Genomic DNA, 12,477 nt, shown 5'->3' on the forward strand with positions numbered 1-12,477 from the left:
CACCCACATTCTCGCCCCGCAAAATCACCTGACCCATATGAGACACATCAAACAACGCCGCCTTCTCACGACACTGCTTGTGCTCCCCCATGATCCCCAATGGATACTGAACAGGCATCTCCCAACCCGCAAAATCAACCAACTTACCTCCCAACTCAACATGCAAAGCGTAAAGAGGCGTGCGTTTTAAAGAAGATGTCATAGTGGCCACCTGCCTTGTGTCAGTTACCCTAAAGCGTTCCCGTCAGTCTGACCCAAGCTGCATAGATTGCAACGATTCAGCCTGGGATTTCGGCAATTCGCCTATATCGTGAGCGCTATGTATACGGGTGCATGCATCGATAATGTTCCTATAGGAAACTTTTTTCCGTTAGGCAACTCATCTTGTGCTGTGCCAGATGGACCGAACTGCGCAATAAGCAATTCAGCCGTTGTTGCCTAGCAGAGCTGCGGACAAACCACTGGGAAACATGTGTTTTACCTGCGTCTATCTTAGCTTCGATCCATTGACCTAACGGCGTGATCCAGCACGTGAAGACCTGCGATCAGGTCGTTCTCGTCCGTATCCTCGGCAAAGTCATGGCTGATTCCGTTGATCGAGGGCACGAACAGCATCGCCACGGGCATCAGGCGCGAGACATTGGTAGCATCGTGAAGTGCACCGGACGGCATTCTGCGCCATTTACCGGGCGCGATGGCCTGAGCGCCCGTTTCCAGCGCCTCGCGCAGGGTCGGATCCATGCGGACGGGTTCCAAACCCAGCATCGGGCCATAGCTCAGCTCAACTGCCATCTCTTGGACCACCTGTTGCGCGGTTGTGCGGATGATCTCTTCCATGCGCGCCAGCCGATCAGAATCCCCATCGCGCCATTGCATTGAAAAGCGCACGCGCCCTGGCACGATAGATGATGCATTGGGATGCAGATCGACACGTCCAATGGTCCAAACGGTTTGCGGTGTGACGACATTTCGGAACCGGTCGTTGAGACGCGCGTTGAACAGCGACAGGGCCTGAAACGCATCGCGCCGCAGAAGCATCGGCGTGGTACCCGCATGGTTTTGTTGGCCCTCAAAGCTGATCACCATGTCTCGGATGCCAACGATATCGGTGACCACCCCGATCTGTTCGCCAGCGGCATCCAAGGCGGGGCCTTGTTCGATATGCATTTCGATGAAACCGCTGAACCGGGCAGGATCGACAAAGCCTTGCGACATCTCTGCCATCTCAGCCCGCGCATTGCCAAAGCAGATGCCTGCGCCATCCGTCAGCCCGTCGGCCTTTTCCAAAGGCAATCCGCCTGACCAGACGGCCGACCCGGTGGTGACACCAAACCGCCCTTCTTCGTCCTGAAAGCTGACAACCGAGATGGGCCGGTCACTGGAGCGCGCGATCTCAAGCGCAGCAATGACACCAAGCGCGCCATCCAGCCAGCCGCCTTCTGGCTGGCTGTCGGAATGCGAGCCCATCAATAGCGATGGCCCGTCCGCCAATCCAAATAAGTTCCCGACCGGGTCGAACTGCGGGGTCAGACCCGCCTCAGCCATACGTTTGGCCAACCATTGGCGCGCTGCGTTGTCAGCTTCGGAATAGGCAGGGCGGATAACGCCATTGCCGACGCCCGAGGCGCCGAACGAGCGCAGCTTGTGCAGATCGGCCAGAAACCGGGTGTGATCAACAGCCATGGGTCCTCCTGTTCGCGTAACCATATCGGTAAACTAAGCCAGACATAGGAGTTTTTTCAGACACCTGCGAAACCCCTCTGGTCCCGGCCCCGAACCTGCCCTAAGACGTCAGGCCAAGAGGGATCGTCATGTCACATATAACACTGGTGCGCCACGGGCAGGCCAATACAACCGCGCGGGACGAGCAGAGCTATGACAAGCTCAGCGATTTGGGCCATCAGCAAGCACGCTGGCTGGGCGCGCATCTGCGCGACACGCGCACGCACTATCCCCGCGTTTACTGTGGTACGTTGAACAGGCATGTGGAGACCGCAACCAGCATGGGGCTGCCCGAGCCAATCCAGGACGCGCGTCTAAATGAAATAGAGTATTTCACACTCGCCCAGTTGTTCGAGCAGCAGCATGGGGTCAAAGTTCCAACCGACCGCGAAGGTTTTGTCGAACATCTGCCCCGCACCTTCGCCGCATGGTCCCGGGGCGAGATCGAGGACACCCCGGAAAGTTTCAGAGAGTTTGAAGCGCGCGTCTCTGGCGCTCTGCATGATATTGGCACCGAAGGTGGCCCTGCAATCATCGTAACATCGGGCGGGCTGATTTCGATGGTTGTGCGGCAGGCGATGGGCTTGGATATTCCATCGATGGCACGGGTCGCGCTTGCCATCATGAATACGTCGATGCATCGTCTGCATCCGATTGGTGCGCAGCTAAGCCCGGTTCTGTTCAACGCGGTGCCTCATCTGGAAGCGCCAGACCGACAATACGCGCAGACCCACCTGTAAGGAGGCCCCGATGCAACTTTATTATGCCCCCCGCACGATCTCGGTCGCCGTGGCGATTGCGCTGGAAGAGACCGGGCTTGAGTACGAAGCCATCAAGCTGGACTTTGCCGGAGGTGAACAGACCAAGCCCGCCTATCATCAAATTAATCCTAAAGGACGGGTTCCGGCGCTGGTGGTGGACGGCGGCATCCTGACAGAAACTGGGGCGTTGCTGGAATACATCGCGGTCAAAGCGCCCGAGGCAGGACTCGTCCCATCCGATCCGGTCATGGCAGGACGGATGCGCGAAGTGATGTTCTATCTGGCCTCGACCATGCATGTGAACCACGCCCACAAGATGCGCGGGCATCGCTGGGCGGACAAGAAATCCAGCTGGAAAGACATGAAAGACAAGGTCGCGTCGAACATGGCTGAGTGCTGCGCGTATATCTCGTCAAACGGGCTGCGCGGGCCGTTTGTACTCGGCGCTGAATTCTCGCTGGCCGACGCGTATCTTTATGTGGTGTGCAGCTGGTTGGAAGGCGACGGCGTTGACGTTTCGGCCTTTCCAAAGATCATCGCCTTCCGCGAAGTGATGGAGGCGCGTCCCTCGGTACAAGCGGTCCGCGTCGCCGGAATGCTCTGACAAAAGGAATAGGAATGACACATCTCTGGGTCCGGGCAGAACAGCGCCCGAACGAGGAACGGGTCGGGCTGACCTCCGAAGGTGCGGCTGCGCTGATCTCCGCAGGTATCCGCGTGACGGTCGAGGAAAGTTCCGTCAGGGCCATTCCAATCGATGGCTACAAGAACGTAGGCTGTGAGATCGCGGCCGAGAATTCGTGGCCCAAAGCTCCGCTCGACGCGATTATCTTTGGCCTCAAGGAATTGCCCGAAGATGGCACAGACCTGCCCCATCGTCACATCATGTTCGGTCACGCCTACAAAGGTCAGCATTCGGGGCGCGCACTGTTGCAACGGTTCAAGGCCGGCGGTGGTACGCTTTATGACCTGGAATATCTTGTGGACGAGGATGGTCGCCGAGTTGCCGCCTTTGGCTATTGGGCCGGTTATGCCGGGGCAGCTGTTACTCTGAAAACATGGGCCGCGCAACAACGTGGCGAGGAATGCCCACCCGTGGGTGTCTATGCCAGCAAAGACACGCTGAACGCCGAGCTACTTACCGAATTGGATGCGGCGGGTGCGGAGCGTCCTGATGCGATCGTAATAGGTGCTCTGGGTCGCGTCGGTACGGGCGCTGCTGACCTCTGCGAGGCCATGGGCGTAAAGGTCACCAAATGGGATATGGCGGAAACCGCCAGCGGCGGGCCATTCCCCGAAATCCTCGACCATGACCTGTTTCTCAACTGCATCTTTGCACGCCCCGGCACACCGGTCTTTGTTCCGCGCGAGGCATTGAGCGCCCCTCGCAAGCTGACTGCCATCGGCGACGTGGCCTGTGACCCTGATAGCGACTATAACCCGGTACCGGTCTATGATCGCGCCACCACTTGGGACGCGCCTGCCTTGCGTGTCGCCGACGACCCGGTAATGGACGTGATGGCGATCGACAACCTGCCGTCGATGCTGCCGGTCGAAAGCTCGGAAGATTACGCAGCGCAATTGCTGCCCTCACTGCTGACCTTGACCGATCTGGACAGTGGCGTCTGGGGTCGGGCAGAAGCAACTTATAAAACTCATATCGAAGGGATCTGAGAGATGACGATTCACTGGTGCGGCACCGGCCTTTCAGCCATCCCCGGCCTGCGCCGCCTGATCGAAGGCGGGCATAAAGTCACCGTCTGGAACCGAACGGTTGAAAAGGCCAAGGCCGAGGTTGGAGACCTGACTGATGACATTTACGCCTTCGACATCGACACGCTTGGCGCGGTGCTGGAAAAGGGCGATGTCATCGTCTCGATGCTGCCTGGGGATTGGCATGTGCCGCTAGCAGAACTGGCGATTTCGAAAGAAGCCAATTTTGTCTCATCCTCTTACATCGCGCCAGAAATGCGCGCACTGGATGACAAGGCGCGCGAGGCCGGGGTTGCGCTGGTCAATGAGGTCGGGCTGGACCCGGGCATCGATCACCTGATGGCGCATGCGTTGGTTGCCGATTACCGCGCCTCGGAGGCATTTGATCCGCAGAACCACCTGAGCTTTATTTCTTATTGCGGTGGCGTTCCCAAGAACCCCAACCCGTTCCGCTATAAATTCAGTTGGTCGCCATTGGGCGTGCTGAAAGCCCTGCGTTCGCCGTCCAAATCAATCCGCGACTATGCGCCACTGGACGTTGTCCGCCCTTGGGATGCGATCACCAGCTACATCGCGCCGCTGCCGACACCGGAGAGCTTTGAGGTCTACCCGAACCGTGACTCAATCCCCTTCAAGGCCGAATACCAGTTCGAGGATCATTGGCCCGTCAAGGAATTCGTCCGCGGCACGCTGCGCCTGAACGGCTGGGCCGATGCTTGGTCAGACGTGTTTGCCGAAATCGAAACTCTGTCAGGCCCCGAGGGCGAAGCGCGTCTGAAAGAAATGTCAGATCAGTTCTGGGCCGAGAACGCCTATGACGAGGGCGAGCCTGATCGCGTGGTTCTTTGCGTCGGCCTCAAGGCCGAGAAGGATGGCATCGAAGTTTGGCACAAAACATATGTCATGGATGCCTGGGGCGATGCGCGTGGCACGGCGATGGCGCGGCTTGTGTCGATCCCTGTATCACTGGCTGTCGAGGCCGTCCTGAATCGTGCGATACCTGCAGGTGTTCACGCCGCACCGAGCGACCCGAAACTGGTGCAGGACTGGATGGGCGAGATCGACACGCTGGCGCAGCATCTGCAAATCGTGGATCACACCGCGTAAGTATAAATCAGCCGCTCCGAACGTGTCGGGGCGGCCAACTCATCTTGAAACGACAGATTGTTATCAGATGTATTGCGCGATCACTGCTTCAACATCGCAGCGGTTGATGCCCAGTTCTGACAGCTCAACATCTGACAGCCGATTTAAATCCTGGGCAGCGCGAACAATATCTGCGCTGATCGCACGCATTCTCATTGCCCGATCGAACAGCAACAACGTGCTATTGGATGTCTTCAGGTTTGGGATTGGGTTGGTATCCAGCATACTCGTCACCTTACTGATATCTAAACATTGCTTTGCGGAACGTACCCGTAACGCTTAGGCAAAGGCGTGGTAAGGCATGTTGTGATACACGCTTTGGTAAACGCGGTGCCGTATCTCAGATCGTGGGATTCCGATATCGCAAAGCTGATGATCGCTGAGCTTTTCGAGCGCTCGGATCGTCTTGTTATACGCCCTACGGCGTTGCCATGGGGATGACGCCTCAGGCTGGTTCGCAAACTGGCCGAAGAACAGATTCCGATGATCAGCTGCGGTTGCATTGATATGTGACATGTCGAGTTCCTCCGGTATTCATCGTTGCCTCTGATGAACCTGATAAAAGAACTCGACATTAAGCCTGGAAAAAGGCCGCATTAATGTTACTTAATGCCCGGCATCCTGTTGATCTATCGCACATATCGGACCGCCAGGTTGCGTATTTCTAGGCTACATCAGATCGTTTTCGACATCTTCGGCGGATATGCCCAGCGCGTCCAACCCATTCTCTAAATGATCAGACAAATGCGGCGTTCCGATCAGATAATCCGCACAAGGTGTCGAGGCTTCGGATTTCGCGGTCGCGATTGCCTCAGCCAAATCTTCGGCGAAAAAGCTTTCGCGCCCAACCCACATGACGGCCACCAGCTCTGCTTGCTCATCCTCGCTCATGCGTTCGATGAAGGCGCGCAATTCGCCCTCGGCCCGGTCCAGCTCTCGCCCCATCATGGCGACCTGGGCGATTTTTCTTGCCGAGATTTCCAGCATGTCCCAACTCCTCGTGTTCGCGGTTCAGACATATCTGAACAATCTCACACGCCAGCGTCTTTGATCTTGCGCAAAGCGCGGGGCTTTACTGACGCGACCGCGAAACCGGTTGATCCGGGACCGGCGCGGTGCGGAAAGGGCTGAAGCGCGCACGCTTGAACCAGAGCTTGACCGCCTGCCAGTGGATCAGAAACACCGCCCGTCGCGCCCCGAACGGTCGCCGCCAGAATGACCTCAGGATGATCCGGTTGCTCAGCGGTTGCCGCGGGCCGGTCAGTGTTGCAATCAAACCGCCATTTGCGCGCCCATAGTCAATCCAGACACCGACACGATCCTCGCGATAGTCAAATCGGAATGTATAAGTGCCCTCGATCTTCTGGAACGGAGAAACATGCATCAACTTGTCAGCCAGAATCCGATCGTTGGGCAAGATCGGTGAATAATCGACTTTGTGGCACAGATAGCTATGCCGCGTGCCATAGGTGTTGGTCACTTCGGCCACCACGGCATAAAGCTGGTTCTGGCCGTCAAAACAAAACCAGAAGCTGACCGGGTTGAACACATGCCCAAACACGCGGGGCTGAGTCAGCAGCATGACGCTATCCGGTTGGGGGACAGACTGTGCCTCAAGGCACTCCCGCAGCCAGATTGCACCACGTCCCTGCCCGGGTTCACCCCCATGATCGCGGTCGCGCCAGTTGGTCAGGTTTCGCCGATTGATCGAGAACAGTGAAGGCGTCTCAGGGCAGCCTTCGGGGTCGAACAAAATATAGTCGACAGAATAGCGAAACGCGTTCTCAATGGCGCCTTTTCGCCCATGAAAGGTATGGCCAGCAATGTAATCAACTGTGCTCATGACGCAGATTGTCCGTTCCGCCTGCAAACTGTTCAAATGGCGTGCTTTTCGGCCTGCCTCTTCTCAATATAATACGCAACCTGGCTCGAATTGGATGAAATTTATGTCCTAAACTGATCCACCTTGGGTCACGCCGCGTATTGTGGTTATGTTTACCGAGACTGACACCGCGACCTTGGACGAACCGGCGGCCCAAACGGCTGCTATTGGTGCATTGAGCGGTCGCAGACGCTTTAAGGGTAAGTCGGTGAACGGACAAAACGATACTTGTGACGCCAGACAGGAATGGGTCGGTCATGTGCTCAGGATTCGTGAATCAAAGGATCAGAGTGCCTTTGCCGAACTGTTCCAACATTTCGCACCGCGTATCAAAGCGTTCCTGATCAAATCCGGATCGGACGCCGCGCTGGCCGAGGAATGTGCGCAAGAGGTGATGGCGACGCTGTGGCACAAGGCGCATCTGTTCGATCCGACACGGGCGACGGTTGCAACCTGGGTGTTCACGATCGCAAGAAACAAGCGCATCGATGTATTGCGCAAACAACGCCGCCCTGAGCCTGAAGATCTGGGTTGGGGCCCCGAAGCAGAGCCCGAACAGGAAGACGTTCTGGCGCTGCAACAAGAAACCGCGCAGCTGCGTGACGCCATGGCGGCGTTACCCGAGGCGCAAAGACAGCTGATCGAAAAGGCCTACTTCGGTGATCTGAGCCATCGAGAAATCGCATCTCAGACCGGGCTGCCCTTGGGAACGATCAAATCACGAATAAGATTGGCGCTGGACCGCTTGCGCCACTCGATGAACTGAGATGACGATTATGAGTAACAAGATCAAACATCATCTGACGGACGAGATCCTGATGGCTTATGCGGCGGGTAGCCTGCCCGAGGCGTTCGACTTGATGGTCGCGACGCATCTGTCGCTATGCGATCACTGCCGCGCCCGTGCCGAAAGCTTTGATGCCGTGGGCGGTTGTGTGCTGCAGGAACAAGACGCCACCGCCGGTATGAGCGACGGGTCCTTGGCTGCGACGATGGCCCTGATCGCTCAGGGTGCGCCGATGCCCAGACCTGCGCGACCGTCCTGTTCGGTGCTGCCTGCGCCGCTGCAAGACTATGTCGGTGGAGATGTGAGCGACATCAAATGGAAACCGATCGGCATGGGTGTCAAGCAGGCCATCCTGCCCACCACCAGCGAAGCGACCGCCCGGTTGCTGTTCATCCCCGCAGGTGCGGCAGTCCCCGATCACAGCCATCGCGGCATTGAGCTGACAATGGTCTTGCAAGGTGCCTTCTCGGATGAGCTTGATCATTTCGCCCGTGGCGATGTCGAAATCGCGGACCAGGACATTCACCATACGCCGACGGCAGACATATCCGAGGACTGCATCTGTTTGGCTGTCACAGATGCCCCGTTGAAGTTCAGCAAACTGATGCCGCGCCTGTTCCAACCGTTTCTGCGCATCTGAGGCAGTTGAGCCAATCGTGCTATACTGCTCCGATGGCTTGTATGGAGTAAGCTATGCAACATCGTTTGATCTTAAGCACCCTATTGGCAACTCTTTCGACTGGTGTTTGGGCACAGCAATCAGCTGACGTAAAATTCGAACCGGGTAATTTTGGCACCATGGTTAGTGGTACGATCACCGGTGATGCGTATTTCGACTATAGCTTGGGCGCAAAGGCTGGGCAGGAAATGTTCGCCGAGCTTCAGGTCAGCGATACCAACGGAAATGGCGTAATATATTTCAATATCCTGCCGCCAGACAGTGACGGCGTCGCGATCTACAACGGCTCAATCGATGGCAACACTGCGCGGATCGATCTACCCGAAGATGGGAACTATACGATCCGCGTCTATTTGATGGGGAATGATCGCGATACCGGCAAGACAGTTGGCTATAATCTGGATCTTTCGATCCAGTAGAATTCAGCCCTCGGACTTGCCCAAGGGGACTACGTTGGACTGATCGTCAGGCGCAATCTCTTCGAAATCGAAGTTATCCAGTCGTTGCGCCCGGCGACCTGCTTTTTCAGCGCTGATCTTGATTTCCGAGATGTCCTTGGCGGCCTGCCCGAAATGGCGGTCAAGGTTCGAGACCCGATCGCCCAGACGTTCCACGTCTTTGTGCAGCATCCCAAGTTCCTTGCGGATCGCTCCGGCCTGTTCACGCATGCGGGCATCTTTCAGGATTGCTCGCATCGTATTCAGGGTCGCCATACACGTGGTGGGTGACACGATCCAAACGCGCTTCGCAAAGCTCTCTTGCACCAGCTCGGGGAACTTGGCGTGTAGCTCGGCATAGACCGCCTCGGATGGCAGAAACATCAACGCGCCATCGGCTGTTTCACCATCCAGAATGTACTTCGCGGCGATGTCGTTGATGTGCTTACGTACCGTGGAACGGAACATCTGAACGGCAGCTTTCAACTCCATGTCGTTGGTTGATCCGATCAGCGCCTCATACGCTTCCAACGGGAACTTACTGTCGATCACAATCGGCCCCGGAGGGTTGGGCAAGTTGATCAGGCAATCAGCCCGCCGTCCGTTCGACAATGTCGCCTGTAATTGAAAACTGTCCGATGGCAACGCTTTGGAGACGATATCGTTCAGTTGAATTTCCCCGAAAGCCCCGCGCGTCTGCTTGTTCGACAGAATATCCTGCAAGCTCAACACATCTCCAGACAGTTTGGTGATGTTGTCCTGCGCCTTGTCGATGGCAGCCAGGCGCTCCTGAAGCTGCGTCAGCGAAGTGGCTGTCTGTTTGGACGAACCATGCAAGGATTCCTTCATCCTCTCTTGCATTTCGGCCAGCGCACGTGCGGATTTCATAGCGTTATCCGCCAGCCGGTCATTCATCTGCTGCTGCACTGATGACAAGCGGGTCTCGACCGTCTGGATGACCTGCACCTGCGCATTGGCCTGGGTGTCTGAAACGTGCTGCAAGCCACCCCGCAGTTGCTCCTGTCCCTGCCCCAGCTGCTGCACATGCTGCCCAAGATGCGCCATCTGCCGCGCCAGCGGTTCCGCCATCCGGGCTGAGCGTTGTGACGCCCGCAGCGATAGAAACAAGAGCAGCAGAATCAACGCGACCACACTTCCCGCAACCAGGATCACGGGGTCATTCAGCGCATATTGGGTGCCAGCAATCTCGATCATGTCGCCTCAGATGTTCTTGTTTTATTCTTCATAGCCCTTGCGGGCCATCAGATCAACTGCGGCCGAACAGGCGTTCGATATCGCTCAGCTTCAGTTCCACATAGGTCGGCCGCCCGTGGTTGCATTGGCCGGAATGGGGCGTCGCCTCCATCTCGCGCAGCAAGGCGTTCATCTCTTCGGCGCGCATACGGCGGCCGGACCGCACCGAGCCATGGCAGGCCACGCGGCTCAGGATTGCCTCGATCTTCGCTTGCACCGTTTGACTTTCGCCCTGATCAGTCAGCTCATCAAGGATATCAAGTATCATCGCGCGGGCATCGACCTTGCCCAGTATGGCCGGGGTTTCACGAACAGCGATTGCCCCGCCACCAAAGGATTCGATGGTCAGCCCGAAACGTGTCAGATCATCCGCGACGGCCATCAGTCGCGCACAATCGCCGTCTGTCAGTTCGACGATTTCGGGGATCAGGAGCGCTTGTGCGGCGACCCCGTTTTCTGCCATCTGAGCCTTGAGCTTTTCATAAACCAGCCGCTCATGCGCCGCGTGCTGATCCACGATCACCATGCCGTCGGCGGTCTGGGCGATGATGTAATTCTCGTGCACCTGCCCACGTGCCGCGCCCAAGGGCAGGTCCTGCGGCTCTTCCACCGGCGGGGCTTCGGGCACCGGTTCAACGATGCGACCGCTATAGTCCTGGGACAGTTCTGCAAAACCCGGAGACTGCGCCCGATAGGCCGCCTGACGGGCCGCAGATGAAGGTCGATCCATCTGGTACACCCGCGCCGGGGCTGCAGGTGCAGACTCGGGCCGCATAGCGACCAAGGTTGCATTGGCCACGGTCGAAGACGCACGATGCCCGGCCTCAGCCAGCGCATGGCGCAGGCTCGACACGATCAAACCGCGTGCCAGACCCGGATCGCGAAACCGGACCTCGGATTTTGCCGGATGCACGTTCACATCCACCAGCGTCGGATCGCAGTCTATAAACAGCGCTGCTGCCGGATGTCGGTCGCGGCTGAGGAAATCGAAATAGGCTGCACGCAAGGCACCGGTCAGCATCTTGTCCCTTACGGGTCGCCCGTTCACGAACAGGTACTGCGCCACCGCAGCGCCCCGCGAATAGGTCGGAAGCGCGGCGTAGCCATAAAGCCTGAGCCCTTCGCGTGTGGCATCAATCTGCAGCGCGTTCTCGGCGAACTCGCGCCCTAGCACGCGCGCTAAACGGGCCTGCAGCGCATCGAATAGATCGCCATTCTCGCGGTCTGCGCGGAAGGTGACGCGCCCCTCACCCCCGCCTGAGACGTCACGCAAGGTGAAGGCGACCGCAGGTTCCGCCATGGCCAGACGCTTTACAATGTCCGAGATTGCCTGAGCCTCGGCCCGGTCGGTGCGCATGAACTTTAGCCGCGCCGGGGTGGCATAGAACAGATCTCGCAGTTCAACCACCGTTCCTGAGCGCAGCGCTGCGGGCTTCACCGCTTCCATCTTGCCACCCGATACCTGGATCGAGGCTGCATCAGAGCCCGGAATACGGCTGGTAATGGTCAGACGCCCGACCGCCCCCAATGAGGGCAGCGCCTCACCCCGGAAGCCAAAAGTGTGGATATTCAGCAAATCCGACCCGTCGATCTTGGACGTTGCATGGCGCGACAGAGCCAGCGGCAGATCTTCGTCAGCGATTCCGCATCCGTCATCGGTGACTCGAATCAGGGTCTTTCCGCCATCCGCAACATCAATGGCAATGCGTGTGGCGCCGGCATCAATGGCGTTTTCAACCAGTTCCTTGACCGCCGAGGCTGGCCGCTCCACGACCTCACCCGCAGCAATCCGGTTGATCGCCGCATCATCGAGCTGCCGAATTACGGGCCGATTATCGCTGATATTGGGGTCTGCGTACACCATACCGCTAGACCTAGCATGGATCGGCGCGATTCGACCACCGGCTTAAATTGCGAAGAGAGACTAAGAAATGAGGCGTCCGGCCAGCATGACCGCGCCGATAAGGGGGTAGCGACTAAGATCATGATTGGCCGGACGTACCAAAGTGAGTGGTGGTCTTAATGTACTCTGTTATAATCTTAATAACATCTTATTTGGAATAAATCCCTGAAAAAATCGCCGATTGTTTCCATTT

At 57.5% G+C, this 12,477-nt stretch carries 14 protein-coding genes and 1 pseudogene; 7 read left to right on the forward strand and 8 right to left on the reverse strand.

From position 1 onward, the window contains the following. Both gcvT and ACR0NN_RS18170 read right to left on the reverse strand, forming a co-directional pair. Nucleotides 1–202, reverse strand: a pseudogene (gene gcvT / locus ACR0NN_RS18165) (glycine cleavage system aminomethyltransferase GcvT); the annotation flags it as partial. Between the two features lie 290 nt (nt 203–492). Next, entirely contained in the window at nt 493–1,683 is a 1,191-nt protein-coding gene (locus tag ACR0NN_RS18170; RefSeq protein ID WP_170725265.1) for a Zn-dependent hydrolase, read from the reverse strand. Between the two features lie 128 nt (nt 1,684–1,811). Between ACR0NN_RS18170 and ACR0NN_RS18175 the strand changes: the two genes are divergently transcribed. The 4 genes from ACR0NN_RS18175 to ACR0NN_RS18190 are packed head-to-tail and all read left to right on the forward strand — an operon-like array spanning nt 1,812 to nt 5,303. Beyond that, the gene (locus ACR0NN_RS18175) at nt 1,812–2,462 is read left to right on the forward strand and encodes a histidine phosphatase family protein (RefSeq protein ID WP_170725264.1); all 651 of its coding nucleotides are present in this window, start codon (nt 1,812–1,814) and stop codon (nt 2,460–2,462) included. Between the two features lie 10 nt (nt 2,463–2,472). Next, on the forward strand, nt 2,473–3,087 hold the full coding sequence (locus ACR0NN_RS18180; RefSeq protein WP_170725263.1) for a glutathione S-transferase family protein: 615 nt from the start codon (nt 2,473–2,475) through the stop codon (nt 3,085–3,087). A gap of 14 nt (nt 3,088–3,101) precedes the next feature. Further along, the gene (locus tag ACR0NN_RS18185; RefSeq protein ID WP_170725262.1) at nt 3,102–4,157 is read left to right on the forward strand and encodes a saccharopine dehydrogenase; all 1,056 of its coding nucleotides are present in this window, start codon (nt 3,102–3,104) and stop codon (nt 4,155–4,157) included. A gap of 3 nt (nt 4,158–4,160) precedes the next feature. Next, complete coding sequence (locus ACR0NN_RS18190; protein ID WP_170725261.1) at nt 4,161–5,303, forward strand: saccharopine dehydrogenase C-terminal domain-containing protein; 1,143 nt, start codon at nt 4,161–4,163, stop codon at nt 5,301–5,303. 63 nt (nt 5,304–5,366) lie between these two features. Here ACR0NN_RS18190 and ACR0NN_RS18195 read toward each other — a convergent pair whose 3' ends face one another. The 4 genes from ACR0NN_RS18195 to ACR0NN_RS18210 form a co-directional block, all read right to left on the reverse strand. Next, nucleotides 5,367–5,567: a DUF1127 domain-containing protein gene (locus ACR0NN_RS18195; RefSeq protein ID WP_170725260.1), complete on the reverse strand. Its 201-nt coding sequence runs from the start codon at nt 5,565–5,567 to the stop codon at nt 5,367–5,369. 54 nt (nt 5,568–5,621) lie between these two features. After that, on the reverse strand, nt 5,622–5,858 hold the full coding sequence (locus tag ACR0NN_RS18200) for a DUF1127 domain-containing protein (protein ID WP_170725259.1): 237 nt from the start codon (nt 5,856–5,858) through the stop codon (nt 5,622–5,624). A gap of 153 nt (nt 5,859–6,011) precedes the next feature. Beyond that, nucleotides 6,012–6,329, reverse strand: coding sequence for a DUF3775 domain-containing protein (locus tag ACR0NN_RS18205; RefSeq protein ID WP_170684241.1), 318 nt, complete (start codon nt 6,327–6,329; stop codon nt 6,012–6,014). 85 nt (nt 6,330–6,414) lie between these two features. Then, complete coding sequence (locus ACR0NN_RS18210; protein ID WP_170725258.1) at nt 6,415–7,185, reverse strand: DUF1365 domain-containing protein; 771 nt, start codon at nt 7,183–7,185, stop codon at nt 6,415–6,417. Nucleotides 7,186–7,333: 148 nt separating this feature from the next. On the opposite strand from ACR0NN_RS18210, the gene ACR0NN_RS18215 reads away from it, so the two are divergent. Genes ACR0NN_RS18215 through ACR0NN_RS18225 form a run of 3 tightly spaced genes read left to right on the forward strand, consistent with a single transcriptional unit; the run spans nt 7,334 to nt 9,109 of the window. Further along, complete coding sequence (locus ACR0NN_RS18215; RefSeq protein WP_170725257.1) at nt 7,334–7,990, forward strand: sigma-70 family RNA polymerase sigma factor; 657 nt, start codon at nt 7,334–7,336, stop codon at nt 7,988–7,990. Nucleotides 7,991–8,000: 10 nt separating this feature from the next. Continuing rightward, a complete protein-coding gene (locus ACR0NN_RS18220) occupies nt 8,001–8,651 on the forward strand; it encodes a ChrR family anti-sigma-E factor (RefSeq protein ID WP_170725256.1) in 651 nt (216 codons plus the stop codon). 53 nt (nt 8,652–8,704) lie between these two features. Then, nucleotides 8,705–9,109, forward strand: a complete 405-nt coding sequence (locus ACR0NN_RS18225; RefSeq protein WP_170725255.1) for a hypothetical protein — start codon at nt 8,705–8,707, stop codon at nt 9,107–9,109. 3 nt (nt 9,110–9,112) lie between these two features. Here the strand turns inward: ACR0NN_RS18225 and ACR0NN_RS18230 are convergent, their stop codons facing one another. Together ACR0NN_RS18230 and mutL are read right to left on the reverse strand one after the other, a co-directional pair. Next, on the reverse strand, nt 9,113–10,342 hold the full coding sequence (locus ACR0NN_RS18230) for a DNA recombination protein RmuC (RefSeq protein ID WP_170725254.1): 1,230 nt from the start codon (nt 10,340–10,342) through the stop codon (nt 9,113–9,115). 52 nt (nt 10,343–10,394) lie between these two features. Further along, complete coding sequence (mutL, locus tag ACR0NN_RS18235) at nt 10,395–12,245, reverse strand: DNA mismatch repair endonuclease MutL (protein ID WP_170725253.1); 1,851 nt, start codon at nt 12,243–12,245, stop codon at nt 10,395–10,397. Between the last annotated feature and the right edge of the window lie 232 nt (nt 12,246–12,477).

This window comes from Ruegeria sp. BA2, assembly GCF_056539605.1.